Here is a 22,210-nt window from a genome sequence, read left to right on the forward strand (position 1 = left end):
AGTGTATAATAAATAGCATGAACTATATTTCAGTAAGAGAGTTTGCGAAAAGATGGAATATTCCGGAAAGAACCGCCCGGAATTATTGTGCTAGCGGAAAAATAAAAGGAGCTTTTTTAACGGGTAAAACATGGAATATTCCGGAAGATTCGTTATTACCTGAGAAGGGAAATAAGAAGAAATTTAGTGATAATGTCTTACTCAATCACTTTAAAGAGCAAAAAGAGATGAAGCTGAAAGGTGGAATTTACCACCGTACGCAAATTGATCTCACCTATAATTCAAATCGTATAGAGGGGAGCAAGTTAACTCATGATCAGACACGCTACATATTCGAGACAAATACCATAGGAGCATCTAAAGAAGTTGTTAATATTGATGATATTATTGAAACCACCAATCATTTTCGATGTATTGACTTAATCATCGATAAAGCAAAATCCAAACTAACGGAATCTTTTATTAAGAAATTACATTTTCTTCTGAAATCAGGAACATCTGATAGCCGAAAAGATTGGTTTAATGTTGGGGAATACAAAAAACTTCCAAACGAAGTTGGTGGGAATGAAACTTGTCCACCTAAAGCAGTTTCCACAGAAATGTCAGCTTTACTTTCCAATTACCACAGCATTGCAAATAAGACTTTAGAAGATATTATCGATTTCCACTATAAATTTGAAATTATTCATCCTTTTCAGGATGGAAATGGTCGCGTCGGACGATTAATAATGTTTAAAGAATGCCTGGCTAACAATATTGTACCTTTTATCATAGATGAAGATCTCAAGCTTTTTTATTACAGGGGATTACAGGAATGGAGGCATATTAAAGAATATCTGCTGGATACATGCCTTACTGCTCAGGATAATTATAAAGCCATTCTTGTATATTTTGAAATAGAGTTTGATTAGTTTTCCGGTAGTAAAACTTAAAAATAATATTTCTTTAAAGAAATATCACAGGCAGAGCCTGTGAATTATAAAACTTATTGGGTTGGCAATCTTTGCGGCTGCAATCTGCTGTCATTCGATTTGTAGTGTAGACGATTGTTATATCCCATACACTACATATTTATCCGTCATAGTAATTGACACCATTATAATTCATGATTTATACAAAAAAGTTAATGCCTGACAATATAGTATGTTTCTCTCTGCAGAGTTGCCTATCTGCTACATTTCTGTTATTTTTACAGCTTATCAAAAATCGATATTAAATTGGCAAAGGCAGCAAAAAAAGAAACTCCATTGATGCAACAGTATAATGCTATAAAGGTGAAATATCCGGGAGCATTATTGTTATTCAGAGTGGGAGACTTTTATGAAACGTTTGGAGAAGATGCAATCAAAGCCGCAGGCATATTAGGGATTGTATTGACAAAGAGGGGGAGTGGAAGTGAGTCCGAGACAGCATTAGCGGGATTTCCGCATCATTCCCTGGAAACGTATCTGCCAAAATTGGTAAGAGCCGGTCAACGTGTGGCGATCTGTGATCAACTCGAAGATCCGAAGACGACCAAGACTATCGTCAAGCGCGGAGTGACAGAACTGGTAACTCCCGGAGTATCTTACAGCGATAATATCGTTCAGCAAAAATCAAATAATTACCTTGCTTCTGTATTCTTTGAAAAGAATTCTACAGGAGTTGCTTTTCTGGATATTTCTACCGGAGAATTTCTGGTTGCGCAAGGCAGCAACAGCTATATTGATAAACTTTTGCAGGGATTCAAACCTACAGAGGTCATACTGGCAAAAAAACAGTTTAAAGAATTTACAGAACATTTCGGGAGCCAGTTTTACACCTATACACTGGATGAGTGGCCGTATACCGGAGATTATGCGACAGAGACCTTACTCAAGCACTTTGAGGTCAACTCGATGAAGGGGTTCGGAATAGAGCGTATGCCTGTAGGGATTATAGCCGCCGGTGTTGCACTTCATTATCTGAATGAAACAGAACACCGTAATCTGCAGCATATATCCAATATATCGCGTATCGAAGAGGATCGCTATATGTGGCTGGATAGATTTACAATCCGTAATCTGGAACTGATAGGCTCTGCAAATGAAAATGCAGTAACCCTTTCGGATGTACTGGATCATACGGCTTCACCGATGGGTGCACGTTTGCTCAAAAGATGGATTGTCATGCCGCTAAAAGACCGGGCTTCTATACAGGAACGGTTGAATGTAGTGGAGCATTTTCATCAAAACAGATCTTTACGGGATGAGCTGGTACAGGAAATAAAACAGGTAGGTGATCTGGAGCGACTGATCAGTAAGATCGGACTTCTCAAAGCCAATCCCAGAGAGATTATGCAATTGAAGCGATCGTTGTATGCGATCGAAAAATTGAAAACACGAACGGCGGATGCAGACGCAGAGTCATTAAAAATTATCTCGGAACAGCTTAACACCTGTTCATTGATCCGTGATAGAATAGAAAGAGAAATGCAGGCCGAACCTCCTGTTGCACTTAATAAAGGAAATGTCATGGCAGATGGCATTGACAGTGAACTGGACCGTCTGCGCAAAATTGCCTTTGGAGGTAAAGATTATCTGTTGGAAATTCAGAAACGCGAAGCCGAACTGACCGGAATTCCATCTTTAAAGATAGCTTTCAATAATGTTTTCGGGTATTACCTCGAAGTGACCAATACCCATAAGGATAAAGTGCCGGAAGGCTGGATCCGTAAACAGACATTAGTAAATGCAGAACGCTATATCACTGAAGAGCTGAAAGAGTACGAAGAGCAGATCCTCGGTGCAGAAGAAAAAATTCAGGTTATAGAAAACAGACTGTATGCAGAGCTATTATCTGCGATTGCCGAATATATCAAACCGGTACAGCTTAATGCTCAGCTGGTAGCCAAACTGGATGTCCTGTTGAACTTTGCTGTAATAGCAGAAAAGAATTTTTATGTCAAACCGGAGATCAGCGAGAGCAAAGTTCTGGATATAAAAGGCGGACGACACCCTGTGATCGAAAAGAACCTGCCGATCGGACAGGATTATATCACCAACGATACTTTCCTGGATAATGATGCACAGCAGATTATTATTATTACAGGACCAAACATGGCCGGTAAATCCGCTTTACTAAGGCAGACCGGACTGATTGTGTTAATGGCACAGATCGGAAGTTTTGTTCCTGCCAAAACAGCTCATATCGGTTTGGTAGATAAGATATTCACCCGTGTAGGAGCGTCGGATAATCTTTCGTCCGGTGAATCTACCTTTATGGTTGAAATGAACGAAACAGCGAGTATCATGAATAACCTGTCGGACAGAAGTCTTATTCTGCTGGATGAGATTGGGCGTGGTACGAGTACATATGACGGGATTTCTATTGCATGGGCGATTGCTGAATTTTTGCATAATCATCCTACAGCAAGAGCAAAGACTTTATTTGCGACGCATTACCATGAACTCAATGAATTGAGTACTTCCATGCCTAGAATCAAAAACTTCAATGTGACAGTCAAGGAAGTCAATAATAAAGTTATCTTTTTACGTAAACTGGTTCCCGGAGGTTCAGAACACAGCTTTGGTATTCATGTTGCCAAACTGGCCGGAATGCCTCCGAAATTGCTGGGAAGAGCAAATGAAATCCTAAAGCGTCTGGAGCAGGAGCGTACCGGAGGTGAGCAGATAAAGGACAGTATGCGCAAAATACAAAAACAAGCCTATCAACTGCAAATGTTTGCTATTGATGATCCTATTCTGGAAAAAATCCGGGACATGCTGAATAATCTGGATGTCAACACCCTGACTCCGGTAGAAGCCCTGATGAAACTAGATGAAATACAACGTCTTCTGAAAAACTAAAATCGAAAAAATAATTCTACACTTCCATAGTGATTGTAGATGTCTGTGATCAGGTTACTGTCCCACTGATAAGGAGTGTAATGGTAACCGATCTCCAGTCCGATATAATTTTTTCTGGATACGCGGTACATACCTGCCAGACTCGCTCCGAGGTGAAGTGTATTTACATTATGAAATCTTGTGCTGGAACCATCTCCGTACTCATCTACATAATTGTCATTATATACCGTTTCGGACAACCCTGTGCTGATTACTTCCCATCCTATACCCAATTTAGGAATAAGCATAAATTTACCCCTATCCATTGCCTTATAGCCCACATTTCCACCAACAGAAAAGCTGGCCGCAGAGTTTACATCCATAGTTTCATTATAGAGCAGGTATTGAAAATCCCTGTCCGAACTGTTAATTCTGACTTTTATTCCTCCTTCGAAAATAAAGTTTTTGCGCAGCGAACTCATTACTGTTAATCCGAACACCGGATTATATCCGAATGTGGTATTGGTACCGCCCAGTGGCCCGTAAGTACCGGCATAGACTGTATAACCTACTCTGTCTTTATAATCGTCTGAATAAGATCCTTTGTTATTTTTAGCCTGATTACTTTCGGCTTGCTGAGCCGCAATTTCATTAAAATCATCAGCAAACAAAGCAATCAGTTTCCGGTCCTTATCCGCTAACTGGTAGCTATCTGAATACAGTAAGGCTTTGGCTTTCAGTTTCAGTAATGAATCTACCTGATGACGTAAAGGGACATAATCAAACTGAGAAGGTTGCTTCGTGTAAATATCCTTGTAGTTTTTCTTATCCGCATTATTCCATCTTTTTATTAGTTGCTGATCGTATTTCTGACCGTAGTAATAATCCAGTTCTGCCTGATAAGGAGATTTAGAGATGAGAAGCTGAAGGATCTTGATGCGCTCCAGAAACTCTGTTTTTCCGCAATCCCTTTCCCATACATTGACAATATCCCGGATAGCATCAAAATCATTTTTGACTAGAGCGGGAACAAGTTTATCCAGACCGGATTGGGCCGAGGTGATGCAGGTACCAGAGGTAGAACTGGTTTGCTGTGCACGGGTAACTCCGCTGATTCCAAACAGCAAGATTGTAAATAGGAAGAAGGAAATGTTGCGCATAATAATAAACTAATAAACGAAAGTAATGATTTTTTTGGTTTATGAAGTAATATGAAGCTTGTGTGTGCTACAGGGGATTGTATCTTTGTACTATGTCTTCTATTTTTCAGTTTAAACAATTTGCTGTAGATCAAACGGATTGTCCCATGAAGATCAATACAGATGGAGTATTGCTGGCTGCTACTACAGCAAATATTCCGGCTGTCCATATACTGGATATAGGGACGGGGACGGGTGTGATTGCACTGATGCTTGCACAACGATTCGAAAAGGCTACACTTGAGGCTGTTGAGATCGATGCGCTTGCTGCGGACAGAGCAAAGCAGAATTTTCTGAATTCCCCTTTTTCTGAGCGCATGTCTGCACGACATACTTCCTTTGAAGGCCTGAACCCGGTCAGAAAATATGATCTGATTATCTCTAATCCTCCCTTTTATACGGATTCGTTGCATAATCCTGATAACAGAAAAAAAACAGCCAGACATGCCGATCTTCCGTTCTTTGAAAGACTCTTTGATTTTGCCGGAGGCCATTTGATGGAAAATGGCTTGTTGCGTCTGATTCTTCCCCCGGAACTCGCCGAACAATTACAGGACATTGCAACTGCTCAGAATCTGATAACAGAGCATGTAATCGCTGTCCAATCGTATAATGACAGTCCTGTCTTCAGGAAGATGATTACATGGCGCAAGGGAGGGAAGAAAGCCGTGACTGCGGAGGAATTATTGATTATATATGAGCGCAAAGGAGTATATTCGGAGAGATATAAAGAACTTTTACGTCCGTATTTTTTAGCTTTTTAGACACATGACAAAAATTGGATTGATATCAGATACACACAGCTATCTGGACGAAGCGGTGTTTACCTATTTCGAGAATTGCGATGAGATCTGGCATGCAGGCGATTTTGGATCGTTACAGGTCGCAGATGCGCTGGCTGCCTTCAAACCTTTTCGCGGTGTATATGGTAATATAGATGGTAAGGAGATAAGAGCACAATATCCCGAAAATCTCAGATTTATGTGTGAAGGAGTGGATGTATGGATGACGCATATAGGCGGATATCCCGGCCGGTATGCTTCTGCTGTGAAAGCTGAAATTACGGCCAACCCACCACAGTTGTTTATCTGTGGTCACTCCCATATTCTAAAAGTACAGTTCGATCAAAAATTAAAATGTTTGCATCTTAACCCCGGTGCAGCCGGTAAACATGGTTGGCAAAAAGTCAGAACATTGATGCGTTTTGATATAAATGGGGATAAAATTGAAAATTTGGAAGTTATAGAACTGGCAAATCGTTAAACTCTGGTTGTCATTAGGTTGCAGGATTGTTTTAGGTTGCCTACATTTGGCCTAAATCATATAAACAAACAAAACAACAAATGACAATTATGAAAACCTTAGGTCAGTTTATCATTGAAAAACAGGCCGATTTCCCCTATGCAAAAGGGGAGCTTTCCCGACTGTTACGAGATATCGGAATAGCGGCGAAAGTAGTCAACCGGGAAGTAAATAAGGCCGGGCTGGCCGATATTCTCGGTGATGCAGGACAGACCAATGTGCAAGGGGAGGGGCAGAAGAAACTGGATGTCTATGCAGATGAGCAATTTATGAAAGCCCTGAATCATGGTGGAGAATGTTGCGTTTTTGCTTCGGAAGAACAGGATGAAGCTATCTATCTGGATTCAACAGTATCCAAAGATGCCAAATATATTGTTTGTATTGATCCTTTGGATGGTTCGTCCAATATAGATGTAAATGTCTCTGTCGGAACTATTTTTTCCATATACAGAAGAAAATCCGTCAATGATAGGGCAACCTTAAGCGATATCCTGCAAAAAGGAACGGAACAAGTAGCAGCAGGATATATTATCTACGGCTCTTCTACCATGTTGGTATATACCACCGGAAAAGGTGTTAACGGCTTTACGTTAGATCCTTCCATAGGTGAATTCTGTCTTTCCCATCCCAATATCAAAATTCCAAAAAGCGGATCTATATATTCGATTAATGAAGGTAATTATATCAAATTTCCGCAGGGCGTCAAAGATTATATTAAATATTGTCAGGTTGAAGATGCATCTACAGGCAGACCCTATACGTCCCGTTATATTGGATCCATGGTAGCTGATATTCATCGTAATCTGCTCAAAGGAGGAATATTCCTGTATCCTACTACACTAAGCCATCCGGACGGAAAACTAAGGTTGATGTACGAATGCAATCCGATAGCTTTTATTGTAGAACAAGCCGGAGGAAAGGCAAGTACAGGCCAGGGAAGAATTCTGGATATAGTACCCTGCGAGCTGCATCAGCGATGTCCGGCATTTATGGGTAGCCCTGAAATGGTGGAGAAAGTGGAGGAATTTATGCTCCGGTCTTAAAAGATCGGATTATTCACCTGCATGAATAGATTTTGTTTATTCGGATAAACAACTTGTACAGGGATAGTCGTTACAGACTGTCCCTTACTTCCAGTAAAAAACCTTTTAACTTTTCTAAGGAATCAATGACACGCTGATTTTCCCGCGCTTCATTTTTATTTGTACGCAGATAATCACGCGCACCTTGTAATGTGTAGCCTTTTTCTTTTACCAGATTAAAGATTATTTTCAGGTTTGCGATATCTTCCTGTGTAAAGAGACGGTTGCCCTTTTTATTCTTTTTGGGTTGCAAGACCGTAAATTCACGTTCGTAAAAACGAATCTGAGATGCATTGACATTAAACATCTCCGTTACCTCACCCATCGTGTAGTATAATTTATTTATTTCGCGCTCCTTGTAAGGCATATTTATTTAAATTAGTCTTGCTCAAACAAACTTAGATAAATTTGCTTTTATATGCAATTATTGTATTGTATATATAAGCAAATGTGCATTGAAATAAGACAAAATGTTAAAAGGTATATGAAACTGAAAAATCAGATTGGAAATACTTTACCCGAATCTTAAGCATAACGTAAAAGTTAGCTTCCCTAAATCTCCTGACATAATCGTAATTAATTTCATAATATATTCGCTAGCCGGGACTAATTTAGCTTCGTCATGAACATGACGATTGCCAATTATTGTACACGCTACTGATTCTCTGAAAACTGAACTTATAAAAAAATATTTCATATCAAATCAGATTATAGAGCTGTTCGTTAGCGAGATTATTTCATGGTCTATTAAACCCAATTAAGACCTAAAACTCGGGTTAAATTAATAAAATTATGCTCGTGCTGAAAAACATCTCAACAACTAATATTTAATCAATACTATTAACGAATTGAGGCATTCATTTCAATTTCTTTTAAATCCGTTCCATCTACATTTAGTCGATAAATAATATTAGAACCTTGTTTAATAAAAAAAATGGAATTTAAAAGTTTATTATATCTAATCTGTTTAAAATGAACTCCTGATGAGGGTAAAATTATTTTCTCAATCTTCTTTTTCAGATCAATTTGAGCTAATTCATAATAAGAAGAACAAACAACATAATTGTTATTTAGAAGAACCGGATTAGAATATCCTGTTGAATTCCTCAAAGTATCATTTAAAGTTTGAATTTTACTCAAATTTCCACTCTTTTTTTCAAGAAAAAATATACCTCTATCTTTATCATTTATTGTTAATAACATTTGGCTACTATCAATATCCAAAATATTGGTTATTTGATAGGAATTCAAATTGGTTATTTTTTTTGTTTCGAAACTCTTTGGCTTTAGTTCATATACATCAAAGTCATGAGCAGCCCTTCTTCCTATCGGAGAATTGCCAGTGTATTCATTTGCCTGTGTGTAATAAATTGATTTTCCATCTACAGAGAAAATTGCTTCTAATTTCAACGTACTACTATCTGTTATCTGTTTTAACTTTTCTCCTAGTATATTACTGATCCATAAAGAACTCTTCAAACTTTTTGGAGAATAACCAACAAGAATAATTTGTCCATCAACACTTGAACAACTGGGATTAAAATAAGAGATATTATCTGAAGAGTTAATAAGTAATTTTACGTTTTTTCCATCAATATCTACTCTGTAAATGGAGCTTTTTTCTCCTTCCAACCAAGAATAGATTATAAATTTTCCATCATTACTTATGTCAAATCTTCCCAATTCACCAACGTCTTTATTTTTATTAGAACTACAACCAAAAAACAAGACTACTGATATGCAATATATAGAATTTAAAAATTTATTCATTTATTGTAATTTAATATGACCTAGAAATAGAATTAATCACATTATTTATAAAATTGTTATATTTCTGATTAACTGTTTTTTTTGTTTGTGGAGTTATATTCCTTACGCTTTTTTGTGCATTAATATCTGAAAACAGCAAAGTTACTAAAACAGCAATATTATATGTTCTTTACGAAATCTTTTCGCCGGTTACAGGATCAATCCCCCCCTTTTTATATTGCTTAATCACTTTGAAAGCTTCTTTGACTAATTTTTTATCAGCATCCAAAACTTTTAAGTCTATAAAAGCTCCTTTTATACCACTAGATTTGTTAATAAAATAAGACAAATCATGATTCATTGCCGCCATATCTATCATATCTAAGGGAACGAGGCCCAAATCCCTGGGGTCTTCATCAGGGCCTGGACCAATAAAATTTGTTCCAAACATTGCCTTTCCATTATAAAGAACTTTTCCTCCATCACCATACACATCTTTAGTGCCCCCCTTTGAATTTCTACCTTTTTTAGGGGGATCCTGTTGGCTTTTCTTTTTCCCTCCTTTATCCTGATCATCTCCCTGCACTTGTTGCATGAACTCAGCTATCTCACTCGGATCATTAGTTGACCAGCCTTCTGCTGTTGCAACCCACATACCATTAGGATCAAGCTTACCAATTGGATCATTAAGCGCATAATTGTATGCTGAATAGGAATAGTATTTCTCCGCCAACGGATCCGCCACATTCCATCTTCCAATTACTGGGTCATCCGCCAGTAGGCGGACAGGTGTCATCTGGCTCCATAGTCCAGTTGGCCACCTAACTCTTCCTGTTTCTCCTTTCAATTACTTATCAGCGCATATAAACTAAGCCTTCTACATAATCCTTTATGCTTGTTACTTTGTACACCTTGTAATCTTTGATATATAATTACCAAGGTCGAATAATGATATTGAAATTCAAAACAAACTAATTGTCAACACGATAAATAACAGGGTCTTCATCAAAACCATCGTAAAAAACATGCAATCTGCCGCAATTTGAACAACGTGCAACTATTTTCATTGCCATGTATAATTGTTCTACATCTACTTGTCCTACATAAGTATCCATTTCTACATCGGAAATTATTAAGTACTGATTAGGACTTGGTATTTCACTTAAGTTAATTATATAGTCACAAACACATCTTATTTTTGGCATAAAAAAATTATTTTGGCATTAATTTGATCAAAATTGGACTGTTCTTATAACTATGTCTAACTCTTATTTTCAGACCATAACATCAGAATAATGCTTCCAACCACGATGAGAATATATAGTTTTAATCAAACCTATTTTAGTAAACACATCATTAAAATAACCATCTTTGAATAAGGCTTCGAGAGCAACATTAATACCTTGAAGTGATAACTCTTCTAAAATAAGCATATCTGTTGACCAAAAGTAGGCATCGTGATTGTTCTTCATAAGTTTCTCTATATTCTTCAAGGTAAATAATGTTCCAAAATAAACCTCATCATTCTCTAAAACAATATTAACATCAATATTATCATCATAAATATTTGTTACCTGATAAGGAGCTGGAAATAGTACTTTGAATTTCATTTTTTATTTTTTAAACTTTTATTAATCTCTATTAAACGTTCGATTACTTTATCTTGATTTGACTTATTTGAATATCCAACTATCTCTATAACACCATTACTTCCGTTTTTAAAATAAACGCGAGCCCCTCCTTTAGATCTTGCTTCATAAATACCATCAGTAATAAATTTAGTACCTGAACCTGGATTCATATTACCATTGTTTAATTGGGAAATAAGATTATTCGCTTCATCTCTAAGTTGCCTGTTACCTTCAAAAGTTTCCTGCGCAAGTTTCAAGAGTTTTTTATCGCTCTTAACAGTTGAAATTATTTTTGATCCATTCTTAAATTCTGAAACAAAAGGAATAACACCTGCCAATCGCCAGAATGGTGAAAGCTCCTCTCCACTCATATCCTCACCAGATATTGCAGCTTTAAAATCAAAAAAAGTACCTATTGGAGTAAAACCAAGGCCGAGTTCATATCCGCTATCAAGAAAAACATCAGAAGAACCATCTCCCTTTTGAACTTGACTCTTACCATTTTTTCGAATTATAGAACCAGGACCATTTGCAATAGTAATACCTCTTTTTTTGGGAGGATCACCCTGATCATCTCCCTGCACTTGCTGCATGAACTCAGCTATCTCACTCGGATCATTAGTTGACCAGCCATCTGCTGTTGCAACCCACATACCATTAGGGTCTAACTTTCCTATCGGATCATTAAGCGCATAATTGTATGCTGAATAGGGATAGTATTTCTCCGCCAACGGATCCACGACATTCCATCTTCCAATCACAGGGTCGTAGAATCTGGCTCCATAGTCCAACTGGCCACCTAACTCCTCCTGCTTCTCTTTGCCATTATAAAGATACTTATTATTTCCATATACCGGATTTGGGGACTTCTGTAAACCAAACGGATAGTAATCATCTCTTTGCAGTACCTCCACTGCATTTGTATTCGGATTCCGGTAGATGGTAGCTCTGACATTGCCCAGATGATCCGTTAGGTTGTATCTGTACGTGTAATCTCCATTTGCATTCCGGTAGGCTACGCCTTCTGTGGTATGGATCAGTTCGATTACTCCATTCTGGTATTCTATACCGCCTGCATAATCCCGCTGTCCCGTGGTGTTTGCTGTTTTTCGAAGTTTATTGCCGCCTGCATCATACAGGTAGGTAATCGTGTTGCCACCTCCTGTCACCTGACGGGGCAGGTTCAGGTGATTGTAGCTCAGATTCATTCCCATACGGTCGGTCTTTGCATTGCCGTTTTCATCATAGCTGTAGCTGCCATTGATACCACCAGACACGGTATTCAGCCTGTTGCCCGTATAGCTGTAACTGATCCCCGATCCGTCACGGGTCAGATTCGTGATATTACCCATATCATCGTAGTTCAGGATTTCAGACATCCCGGATGTCGGGCTGCTTCCGTTGGTCAACCGGTTCAGTTTGTCATAACTGTATACAAAGTGCTGATTGAGGGTTGTCGTCGGACCCCAGATTTGCTCGGAGATATTACCGTTCCATTGTGCTGCTGCTCCTTTGACCGGATCCTGATAACTGAGCTGCTGGCTGAAGTGGGGTGAGGTACTGCTTGTCATCCAGCCCCGCTCATTGTACTTGTAGTCTGTCGTATTCACAGGGTTATTTCCCTGCTGATCTGCTCCTACTGTTTTTGTTTTGAGCTGTCCGATTTCATTGTAGCTGTTGGCCAGTAAAGTGACTTCCGGTTGACTGTTGATCTTTTGTCTGCTGTTGACCAGACGACCGACATGATCGTATTCATTGGTGGTGGTGATAGTGGTGGTTTGTCCGTTAACGGTATGTCTGCGGGTGCTGCTTTCCAGTTCTCCGGTGAAGCTGTAGCTGTTGTCGGTGATATCTGTACCGCCGATATGGTTCTGACTCTTGCTCTGGATCACCCTTCCTTCCAGATCATAATAGTGGGTGGTCAGCAGCATAGTACCTGTGCCCAGGGTGGTGGTTTTGGTGCCGGTCAACAAGGTCTTGACCCGTGCTCCGGAAGCCTGATTCCCTGTCGGAGCGCCAAAGCTGTTCTCCGGAAAGTCATACCGGTCGTAGTAGTTGATGGTATGGTAATAGGCAATATTCGTCGGAAAGACAGCATTGGTATACCCTTGGTCTGTGGTTGTAGGATTTTCCCAGAGCCGGCCTATAGTCTGGCCATTGCTGTTGATCTGGGCAGTAAGCGTTACTGCACTCTCGGTACTGGTATAGATACCGGTCATAATCATCCGGCCGAATGCATCGTATTTGCTGAACAGCCATTCTCCGGCTGCTCTGCGGTTGGCATCACGGCTCAGCACTATTTGGTTGTTATTATTATACACCAGTTCTTCTTTTCCTTTACCCGGGATCTTCTTCTCTGTCAGGCGTCTGCGTTCGTCATATTTATAACCATAGATGTATGCATCATAGTTGGGGTCTGCAGCATCTTCACTGAATGTGTTAACACTCACTGCAGGTGGGACCACATAGCGAAGGTCGCCGAAGTCATCGTAGACATAATGCGTCTCCAGTTTTTTACTCTCTGTTTCCCAGATCCGTTTCAATACCACTCTTCCATCAAAGTCTTTGTATTCTTCTACGGTACCGCTCTTGCCACTGCTCCAGTTCTCATCTTTGGTGGTGGTTTTGTACAGCCTGCCTGGTTGATAGAAGGTTGCTGTGGCTCCGTTTTCGGCTGCATTGAGCTGCCATAGTTTCACATCATTAGCTACATTGGTACCATACTCTGTACGTACGGTATGACCTGAGCTCAGTTGCCAGGCTTCGCCGGGTGAGCCTTGAGCCTGCACCCGGTTCAGCGGACTGTTCTCAAACTGTGTCTCTGCATAGGGATAGCCTGTTTTCTTTACTGCTGCATCCCAACCGGAGGTAGGATTATAGAAATTCATTACATCCACTCCGGCTGTGGGCTTATAGCTGCCATCCATGCTTGCCGAAGTAGCATAGGGAAGATATTTTTTGCTCTCTCTGCCGAAGCCGTCGTACTCTACATGCTGCACGATGTCCTTGTGTGTAGGGGAAGCCATGACCTGTATACTCTGCATAGGTCTGCCCAGGCCGTCAAAGTACTGTATACTCTGGTTCTCCTCTTCTACGGTGCGGGACTGGGATAGGTTAGCGAGCGTCACCCCTGCCTTGCGAAAGGTACGTGTCAGGATGTAGTTCTGGTTACCACTCAGCTGGGTTTGTAAAACCGGGTGTGTCTGCAGGCTGCTGCTGGTATAGATCCGTACCGTACTGCCTGAGGGAATATGGAAGCCCGGTTTCAGCGTAACACTGCTACTGGCTTTGATCTGACCCTGACCGCTGTAGCTGGTCAGGATCAGATCCGTATTTTGTGCCTTAACTATGGATAGGGTTAAGAGCGTGGATAAGGTTAATATTGTGGATAAAAGCTGTTTTTTCATATTCTATTGTCCTTTTAGAGTTACCGGAAAAGAGTAAAAGAACGATTCATTGCTAACCTCTGAACCCGCCTCAATAAGTATTTGTGCAGATGTAATCGAACTTGGAATAGTGCCATGGGGAATGATTGCAAATTCTGTTTGATTGGAGTTCGTAAATGAGATATTGTATGAAGCATTAGTATTCCCATCCAAGCTGACACTGATGTTCCAACTTAGTCCCTCAGGTATATCGCGCTGCCATTGCAGACGAATATTGGTAACTGCATTTCTATGAATTTCGCCCCCATAATCTAAATCTGAGGATAATGTTGTATAAGATAGATCAGATTCAGATAATGGAGATATTAATCTACATTGTCCTTGCAGACGTGCTAATACAAGTCCCTCTTCGATCAGTACATCTCGTGCATTCTGGTTAGCCTCGGCTTGTGAACTGCCTGAATACAGGCCTGCAGGAATTGTATGATTAATTTCTAGATATCCATCGTATCCTACAGGGCAATTGTCTTTGATAAACTGGTCAGATTGTTCAACATTATAAAATAAATCCAGACACCTCCCATTTTGATTAGCATATAGTTGACCGTTTTGATTTAAGTCATTTAGAGCTTTTTCATTTGCCTGTTGTTTGGTTATAGCAGAATACTTATTTGCAGCAACGATATAATGGATTTTTTCACCTCTTTTGTCTGAAGAACAATCATTCTTGGTAAACTCTCTTGAAACCTCATCATTATAATAATGGGAAGAAGTACCAAAACACTCAACCTGTTGTCCTGCGAAGTTGTAACAGAATGTCTTTAAAATATTACCATTATTATCTTTAATAGTTGTAAGTCGTTGGAGAGCATCGTACTCATAGTATTCAGTGATTCCTCGAAAGTCGGTCTTGCTCGTTATGCCGACTAGGGGTTTGTAGGTATAAGAAGTAATATGAGAACCGGGAAGATGGGAGCGTAAAATGTCCATCTTCTGACGGATATAATCCGCTGTGACCGTTCCGCTATTCAGCGCATCTACTACACTTTGTCCACCAATGGCTGAAACGACGTCATTATAATGTGCATGGACAATTTCGGCAACAGGATACTGACCGTTGTAACCCCAGAGGTAGGTTGTAACCGGACCATCTGTTTTCTTTACAGCTAAAGGATTGCCATAGCTATCGTATTGTAAGAAGTCGTTTCTGTCAATTTCCAGATTACTTCCGTTTTTTTGAGAAATACTTTTAAGTTTCAAGTACTGATTGTTAAACACATCATATGTGTAATCAATCACTTTTAGCGTTCTTTCATTTATTAATACTTCATCTCTGAAGGGCTTATTTACAAAATTCTTAGAGAGTAAGATATTTGCAATTGGAATCTGGTTAGTACCGGATAGAAAATCATACACATACTTGTATCTTAGTAATTTAAGATTTCCTTGGCTATCTCTTGTATTTACTTCGGTAATGTAATCCAGATTTTGAGGATGATAATTATATTCTTTGGTAATAGTAAGAGGGTAAGAGGGAGTTTCATAATTAGTTTTAACCTCTTTTTTTAACAGAAAATTACCTACAGAATACTGATAGAAATTATATAGATAGGCTTTAAATACAAATAGAGGATCAAATTTATCATAAGCAAAATTATAATAACTCATTCCCTTGACTGTTTTGTCAATTACCACTTCGTATACAAACTGAGTTGATTCAATTGTATTTAAATTGCCGTTTGCTTCTTTTTTTAGAATTTCATGATTTAGAACTTTTCCTCTCATCCATTCTTTCGAATCTACCGGAGGAGATGATGATGTTATGGGTAAGGACCCCAAAAATGATGGACTATACAATTTTGTGTCATCAAAATATGTATCCTGAAAGTCTTTTGGTGCGGTATAAGAAAATCGTTCCAGTTGATAGTCATTTATATCCTTTGTATTAATCGTTTTAATTTCAACATCGGAATAACCAACATATCCTCCATCTGTAGTTTGAAGCGGATAATAACTGCTGTTACTATATTGAAAAATAGACTTTTGCTGTAACTCTGTTACAGGGACTGATGCACCATATACAGTTTTGTCAATTCTTGAACGTAGTTTGTGTGTATGAATTTGAGGTGTCACCACCGAACCGGAGGATTTGGTGCGATTGTTTTTGTTTGTGTAAAAGTATTGCTTACGATGAGAAATTTTACCATCATTATCTAGCTCAGTGTATTGTTTTATTCTCAAACCTCCTACGATTGTTCTCTTAGGACGATCTACGATATTATCTTCAACACCTTTCCATTTTAATGTAACCAAAATTCTGGCTAACGCTCCATTACAATAGCCTTCTTTCTTATAAAAGGATAATTTGTATTTTTTTCCCGGGACTAAAATATTCTCAATACGTATGTTGCCTGTAGCGGGGAGCATGAATTCGTAGCTCAGATTATTATCTATTCCAGTGATTTTACCTTGAAAACACATACATATACATTGAACTTCTGTCTGATTATATATGCTGTTTTGTGAAGTATACGATGCTTCTACATAAGAAGTTCCATTTTGTGGGTTTTGTAAGAACGGGTTATACTGAAATTCGATTTCGTTACTGATATCTCCATATCCGTTTATTGAAGCTGTTACAGATTTTTCCACAACCTGTTGAACGAGGCCAAAATCTGGCTGGTTCAGAAAGAATTCGGGAGAAATGATTGTGTCTACTTTGTTGGATTCAAATTCAAAAATCTGACTACCCCCTGTTGGATTAATGATTTTGGTTAATATTCCAGTTTTTGCATAATTTTCATCAACGGATTTATCTGCTAAATTAGTTCTGTAGGTATAATTGCGACCATTAAAGTAATATCCGTTCGGGATATAATTTAACTGATTGCTTTTCCCGTTATAAAATCCCCAATAATCTACTGAAGTTGATAGTCTGCTTGGAAAAGACTTGGATACATCATAATGAAAGTCATATAGCCTTATCTTTTTTCCTTCTGTGACGTTTTCGGCAGATATTGAATCAAGCTTTAGTCTGCATATTTCTTCTTTTTCAAACTGATTGCTAAAAGGAGCATCCGGTATTCCAAAATAACTTTGTGAGAAATTAATCTTTTTGACAATTGATCCTGATGGCTTCGATATGAGTGAAATTGAACTCAAACGTCTAGCACCTCCAAGATCTTTTCTGTCAGCAATAGATTCAAACAGGACAGAAAAATTATCCGCATCAATTTTACTTAATTTTAATCCATTAACATAATTGAAATTATCCTCTTTACTTTCTTCGATATTGATTGCTCCTCCTGATCCGACAGTATGTGTTATAGTCTGTTTTGGGGCTGTTCTGAATGCATATTTATCTGAAACATATTCGAAAGAGATAAGATTGCCATTCACTGGTAATACTTCAACGAGATACCAACTAGATATATTTTCTCCCCCGAAAGGGACATTCCATGTGTCGGTATATTCGTAAGCATTTCTTGAACCATTCAATGTTTTTCCAAAAACATAACGGGTACCATCATCAGTAGTAATCACCCATCGGTTTCCAGAGATCTCAGATTCAATTTTTGTATTGCTTTTCGGAATAGTCTCGTATTTCCCGCTTGGAAACATAATAAATTTGCCTGAATGATTGCCACAGCTAAAATAGAATTCGTCTGGTTCGGTATCTTTCCCCTGGCTCATATATTCATCCAGCAGATTGGTCTGTACAATATTATTGGAGCTATTAATTGCTAGCTTTGTCCCAAAATCAGATACACCTGCTTCTTGAATAAATCTGTTAACGTTTTCAAAGTAATGGTTTGACAAAAAGTCATCTTTTCCTCTTACTGTTCTGGTTATTGCACCTCCTCCAAAGTTTGAACTCCATCCTAATCCTATCCAGGTAGAGACTTCCTCGACTTTAACTCCTCCACTTAAATAGTTGATATCAATAGGAATGGTAAGATCACCTTGTTTTAGTTCGAAGAGATTTATACTTGTTTTGGGAATTCCTGAATAAGGTGAGATTTTTGTTTGCTCGTAATTTATCAGTTGAGCAACCTCAGGAGAAGGTGGAATTATTTTTTTTTCCTGACAATGCGACCACTGAGTAAACAGTGTGATTAGTATAGGAACTAATAATATTCTATCAAATCGTATATTCATTAGGTTTAATTAGGTTATAATGATTACCTGTTCTCTTTAACAAAATCAGGAAAGCATGAAAGTAAAATAGATTTATATCTGATAGAAATAAATCAATTTCATTTAAAAATGGGTGTTGTTCTTATTGGTTGAAATAAGTCATTTAGTTTGTGTTAAATTGTTTTTTAGTTATTTTTGATCATTCGTTTCGTTTGAATCTGCTTAAATAATAAATACGTGGCTAATAATATGCTAATTTATGTAATATTATTAAAATTAAATAAAAATATATAAATTTTACATCATTTTTATTTAATTTTTTCGTTAAAGAATTTGTGTGATTTTTTAGTGTGAGAAAACAATCTATACAAAGATGATATTAGTAATAATTGAGGATAAAAATATTCTTTTTTATGACGAAAGGCAACTTCAAATTTTGATAAAAAACATTAAATTGAGTTTTATATCTAACAAAAAGGTATAGTTAGATGTGAAATAAGGATCTTTTTAAGATTAAATGATAAATTTTCTCAAATTATCATTGTAGTAGAGAAGTATTCAGATTAGATATTATGCTTATTGTCAGTAAATTCTGGACTCGTATATTTTCATTTGGGAAGGCCCATGCAGTTACCGTATATCCTTTTATTTTTCTGAGCAGAGCGATATTTCTGGAAGATAAGACATTACTCAATCATGAACGTATCCATCTCAGGCAGGCATTGGAACTTGGTATTATCTTTTTTTATTTATGGTATCTGATCGAATTTTTAGTTCGCCTGATACAGCAGCGTAATTTTAGAAGAGCTTATCTGCGTATTTCGTTTGAGCGGGAGGCTTATTCCAATGAACAAAATCAGGGTTATCTGAAAAACCGGTCTTTCTGGGAATTTCGGAAGTATATCACAAAAAAAAGCACCGTTTAGGTGCTTTTTTTTTGTCTATTTAACCAACTTTAGAAAAGTGGAAACTTTCTGTTTTAATTCACGGCGATCTACAATAAAATCTAAAAATCCATGTTCCAGTAAAAATTCGGAAGTCTGGAAACCTTTAGGAAGATCTTTTTTGATTGTTTCTTTGATAACGCGAGGTCCTGCAAAGCCGATCAAAGCTCCTGGCTCAGCAATATTGATATCACCCAGCATTGCATATGATGCTGTTACACCACCTGTAGTCGGATCCGTCAACAAGCAGATATATGGGATTTTAGCCTGACTTAATAAAGCAAGTTTTGCTGAAGTCTTCGCCATTTGCATTAACGAAAATGCAGCTTCCATCATACGTGCTCCTCCGGATTTGGAGATTAACATAAAAGGAATCTTATGTTCCAGGCAGTAATCAATAGATCTTGCGATTTTCTCACCAACAACAGAACCCATAGAACCACCGATAAAGGTGAAATCCATACAAGCGACTACCAGATCCTGACCATTCAATTTACCATGTGCACTGCGCAGCGCATCCTTTAAGCCTGTTTTAGCCTGCACTTCTACCAGACGCTCAGCGTAAGGCTTGGTGTCCACGAAGTGGATAGGGTCTCCGGATCTTAAATCGCTGAAAAGTTCGGTGAAATTGTTATCATCAAACAGAATCGAAAAATATGCTGCAGAGCCAATACGAATGTGATAACCACAGTACTGACATACATAGTTGTTTTCAATCTGTTCTATATTTAATAGGGGTTTTTTACACGAAGGACATTTATTCCAAAGCCCGTCAGGAGCTTCTTTTTTGTTTTCAGTTGCGGTATTTATCCCTGCTTTCTCTCTTTTAAACCAACTCATACAAAAGTTCTTATTCGACTACAAATAAACGAAAAAATATCTTATCCCTACAACAAGTACTAAAATTAAAAGGAATGCTGTACAGGGGATGTCTCAGGATTTTAAAAAAATTAAGGCACAAAAAATGGGTAAGCTCCTTTTATCGCACCGCTCAACCAAATACCCTTGCTGTGTTCCCACCCTGGGGGAGTCAATGGGAGCTGGTCGTAAAAGACTTACCCACCGCAAAAGTAGCAAAATATTGGTAATACAGAAAATAAATGCCCGATATTTTACTATAAGGCTGATTTTCATGAGAATATATTTTCACTAAATAGTTGTTTAAAACTATCATGAGCATATTTATTGGTTTTACTATATATGCTCATGATAATTTACATCAGATTAACTTACATTTTCTCCGTGTGGTACTCATTGGTCCATGCAAAATATCCGAAAAGGGCCAGTCCGACAGAAATAATAGGCGTTAGAACCGCCAGTATGATGATCCCAAATACCAGATCTTCCTGATGGCCGGTGCCTATCTTTGGAATGGCAAGTTCGAAAATGCAGAAATAAGCTGTGAAAAGTGCTAATGCTATCCACACAATTCCTAAAAGTTTTTTTACAGTTTCCATAGTGTTTTAGTCATTAACATTTTTGTGAATAATAGATTTGTTAATATAGAGGGCTCCTATTATAAAACATACCGCAGAAATTATAATCGGATACCAGAGTCCGGCAAGATAAAACTCAGGATCCTGAGCGGTTTTTGCATTACTAGCCAGATAGGTTGATACGGCAGGAAGAAGCCCCCCAAATATACCGTTACCTATATGATAAGGTAAGGACATAGACGTATAACGTATTTTCACGGGGAACATTTCTACCAGAAAGGCTGCTATAGGACCATAGACCATGGTGATATAAATAATCTGTATAAAGATAAGAGCGGTGAGCCAGGCTCTGTTTTTGCCCTGTATAGTGATTGTTGTCTTGACAGTTTCTTTAGCTTCGCCGATAGTTGTAGAGGTAGTGACTTTTGAAGTGCTACCATCTGTGTACTCTTTTTCTATAGTTTGAAAACTGGCATTATGAACCTCATCCAATCCGGATGTACGGGTCGTTTTTGCAATAACTTCTTCCTTTTGTTGGGTATCAGTCACCACATACATAGCTTTATAAATAGGTCTGTAGGTTAGGATAGCCAGAAGCATACCTGAAAGCATAATCCATTTCCGGCCGATCTTATCACTCAGCCAGCCAAAAACGATAAAAAATGGAGTCCCTATCAATAAAGCGGTACCTAATATGGTGTCGGCCTGATCTGAATCCAGAAACATGACCGTTTTCATAAAGCTCATGGAGTAAAACTGCCCTGTGTACCAGACTACGCCCTGTCCCATGGCAGCTCCGAATAGTGCCAGAAGGACAAATTTCAGATTATACCGGTTGCCAAAACTCTCTTTCAAAGGATTAGCAGACACTTTGCCTTCCGTCTTTGCTTTCTGGAACTCAGGAGACTCATCCATATTCTTACGAATCAGGTAAGAAACATATACCATAATAATAGATAACATAAAAGGTGCACGCCATCCCCAGGTATCAAATTGTTCTGCCGACAATATACTTTTGGTCAGCAGGATTACAATCAGAGAAATAAACAAACCAAAGGTTGCTGTTGTCTGAATCCAGGACGTCCAGTATCCGCGCTGACCTTTCGGGGCATGCTCCGCTACATACGTGGCCGCTCCTCCGTATTCACCTCCTAAGGCTAACCCTTGCAGAAGCCGCAGAATAAGAACCAGCAGGGGTGCCCAGAAACCAATAGAATCGTAGCTTGGAATACAGCCGATCAGAAAAGTAGCTCCTCCCATCAGGAGCAAAGTGACCATAAATGTGTATTTGCGGCCTATCATATCGCCCAGTCTTCCGAAAAATAAGGCTCCGAATGGCCGCACTACAAATCCGGCAGCAAATGTGGCTAATGTGGACAGAAAAGCTGCCGTTGGATTGTCTGAAGGAAAAAACTTCGTAGAAATGACTACGGAGAGACTTCCGAAAATAAAGAAATCGTACCATTCAATCAGTGTTCCCATAGAGGAGGCACCGATGACTTTCCAGATTCCCTTTTTACTGACTGTTTCTTTCATAA

At 38.5% G+C, this 22,210-nt stretch carries 17 protein-coding genes and 1 other RNA gene; 6 read left to right on the forward strand and 12 right to left on the reverse strand.

Annotated elements, in window-relative coordinates:
- Positions 1 to 17 precede the first annotated feature (17 nt).
- Together B4B65_RS04110 and mutS are read left to right on the forward strand one after the other, a co-directional pair.
- Entirely contained in the window at positions 18 to 911 is an 894-nt protein-coding gene (locus tag B4B65_RS04110; protein ID WP_293913561.1) for a Fic family protein, read from the forward strand.
- Positions 912 to 1,217: 306 nt separating this feature from the next.
- Entirely contained in the window at positions 1,218 to 3,827 is a 2,610-nt protein-coding gene (gene mutS / locus B4B65_RS04115) for a DNA mismatch repair protein MutS (protein ID WP_201681608.1), read from the forward strand.
- On the opposite strand, the gene B4B65_RS04120 is transcribed toward mutS, so the two are convergent.
- Positions 3,824 to 4,966, reverse strand: coding sequence for a hypothetical protein (locus B4B65_RS04120; protein WP_293913564.1), 1,143 nt, complete (start codon positions 4,964 to 4,966; stop codon positions 3,824 to 3,826). The two genes, mutS and B4B65_RS04120, sit on opposite strands and share 4 nt — an antisense overlap.
- A gap of 146 nt (positions 4,967 to 5,112) precedes the next feature.
- Here B4B65_RS04120 and B4B65_RS04125 point away from each other — a divergent pair, with 146 nt between their 5' ends.
- The 3 genes from B4B65_RS04125 (at position 5,113) to fbp (ending at position 7,350) form a co-directional block, all read left to right on the forward strand.
- Complete coding sequence (locus B4B65_RS04125) at positions 5,113 to 5,769, forward strand: tRNA1(Val) (adenine(37)-N6)-methyltransferase (RefSeq protein WP_293913566.1); 657 nt, start codon at positions 5,113 to 5,115, stop codon at positions 5,767 to 5,769.
- Between the two features lie 4 nt (positions 5,770 to 5,773).
- The gene (locus B4B65_RS04130) at positions 5,774 to 6,268 is read left to right on the forward strand and encodes a metallophosphoesterase family protein (RefSeq protein WP_293913568.1); all 495 of its coding nucleotides are present in this window, start codon (positions 5,774 to 5,776) and stop codon (positions 6,266 to 6,268) included.
- Positions 6,269 to 6,348: 80 nt separating this feature from the next.
- A complete protein-coding gene (gene fbp / locus B4B65_RS04135) occupies positions 6,349 to 7,350 on the forward strand; it encodes a class 1 fructose-bisphosphatase (protein WP_293913570.1) in 1,002 nt (333 codons plus the stop codon).
- A gap of 70 nt (positions 7,351 to 7,420) precedes the next feature.
- On the opposite strand, the gene B4B65_RS04140 is transcribed toward fbp, so the two are convergent.
- From B4B65_RS04140 to B4B65_RS04170, 7 genes are all read right to left on the reverse strand, one after another.
- Complete coding sequence (locus tag B4B65_RS04140; RefSeq protein WP_002996913.1) at positions 7,421 to 7,756, reverse strand: MerR family transcriptional regulator; 336 nt, start codon at positions 7,754 to 7,756, stop codon at positions 7,421 to 7,423.
- Between the two features lie 473 nt (positions 7,757 to 8,229).
- A complete protein-coding gene (locus B4B65_RS04145) occupies positions 8,230 to 9,159 on the reverse strand; it encodes a hypothetical protein (protein WP_293913573.1) in 930 nt (309 codons plus the stop codon).
- Positions 9,160 to 9,328: 169 nt separating this feature from the next.
- Complete coding sequence (locus B4B65_RS04150) at positions 9,329 to 9,985, reverse strand: hypothetical protein (RefSeq protein WP_293913575.1); 657 nt, start codon at positions 9,983 to 9,985, stop codon at positions 9,329 to 9,331.
- A gap of 124 nt (positions 9,986 to 10,109) precedes the next feature.
- Positions 10,110 to 10,343, reverse strand: a complete 234-nt coding sequence (locus B4B65_RS04155; RefSeq protein ID WP_201680138.1) for a hypothetical protein — start codon at positions 10,341 to 10,343, stop codon at positions 10,110 to 10,112.
- A 69-nt stretch (positions 10,344 to 10,412) separates the two neighbouring features.
- Positions 10,413 to 10,748: a hypothetical protein gene (locus B4B65_RS04160; RefSeq protein WP_293913579.1), complete on the reverse strand. Its 336-nt coding sequence runs from the start codon at positions 10,746 to 10,748 to the stop codon at positions 10,413 to 10,415.
- Positions 10,745 to 14,176 (reverse strand): DUF6443 domain-containing protein, encoded by a 3,432-nt coding sequence (locus tag B4B65_RS04165; protein WP_293913581.1) that lies wholly within the window; start codon positions 14,174 to 14,176, stop codon positions 10,745 to 10,747. Before B4B65_RS04165 ends, B4B65_RS04160 begins: the two co-directional genes overlap by 4 nt.
- 3 nt (positions 14,177 to 14,179) lie before the next feature.
- Positions 14,180 to 18,313 (reverse strand): DUF5977 domain-containing protein, encoded by a 4,134-nt coding sequence (locus tag B4B65_RS04170; protein ID WP_293913583.1) that lies wholly within the window; start codon positions 18,311 to 18,313, stop codon positions 14,180 to 14,182.
- A 551-nt stretch (positions 18,314 to 18,864) separates the two neighbouring features.
- On the opposite strand from B4B65_RS04170, the gene B4B65_RS04175 reads away from it, so the two are divergent.
- Positions 18,865 to 19,218 carry a hypothetical protein gene (locus B4B65_RS04175; protein WP_293913585.1) on the forward strand — a complete coding sequence of 118 codons (354 nt, stop codon included), beginning with the start codon at positions 18,865 to 18,867 and terminating at the stop codon, positions 19,216 to 19,218.
- Positions 19,219 to 19,233: 15 nt separating this feature from the next.
- On the opposite strand, the gene accD is transcribed toward B4B65_RS04175, so the two are convergent.
- The 4 genes from accD to B4B65_RS04195 all read right to left on the reverse strand — a co-directional run bounded on the left by accD (position 19,234) and on the right by B4B65_RS04195 (position 22,208).
- The gene (accD, locus tag B4B65_RS04180; protein WP_002996908.1) at positions 19,234 to 20,076 is read right to left on the reverse strand and encodes an acetyl-CoA carboxylase, carboxyltransferase subunit beta; all 843 of its coding nucleotides are present in this window, start codon (positions 20,074 to 20,076) and stop codon (positions 19,234 to 19,236) included.
- Between the two features lie 123 nt (positions 20,077 to 20,199).
- An RNA gene (gene ffs, locus B4B65_RS04185) (signal recognition particle sRNA small type) lies at positions 20,200 to 20,297 on the reverse strand.
- Between the two features lie 168 nt (positions 20,298 to 20,465).
- A complete protein-coding gene (locus B4B65_RS04190; RefSeq protein WP_293913590.1) occupies positions 20,466 to 20,693 on the reverse strand; it encodes a DUF6814 family protein in 228 nt (75 codons plus the stop codon).
- A gap of 6 nt (positions 20,694 to 20,699) precedes the next feature.
- Positions 20,700 to 22,208 (reverse strand): MFS transporter, encoded by a 1,509-nt coding sequence (locus tag B4B65_RS04195; protein ID WP_293913592.1) that lies wholly within the window; start codon positions 22,206 to 22,208, stop codon positions 20,700 to 20,702.
- Positions 22,209 to 22,210 lie beyond the last annotated feature (2 nt).

This window comes from Sphingobacterium sp. UBA5789, from assembly GCF_002418355.1.
Lineage (GTDB): Bacteria > Bacteroidota > Bacteroidia > Sphingobacteriales > Sphingobacteriaceae > Sphingobacterium.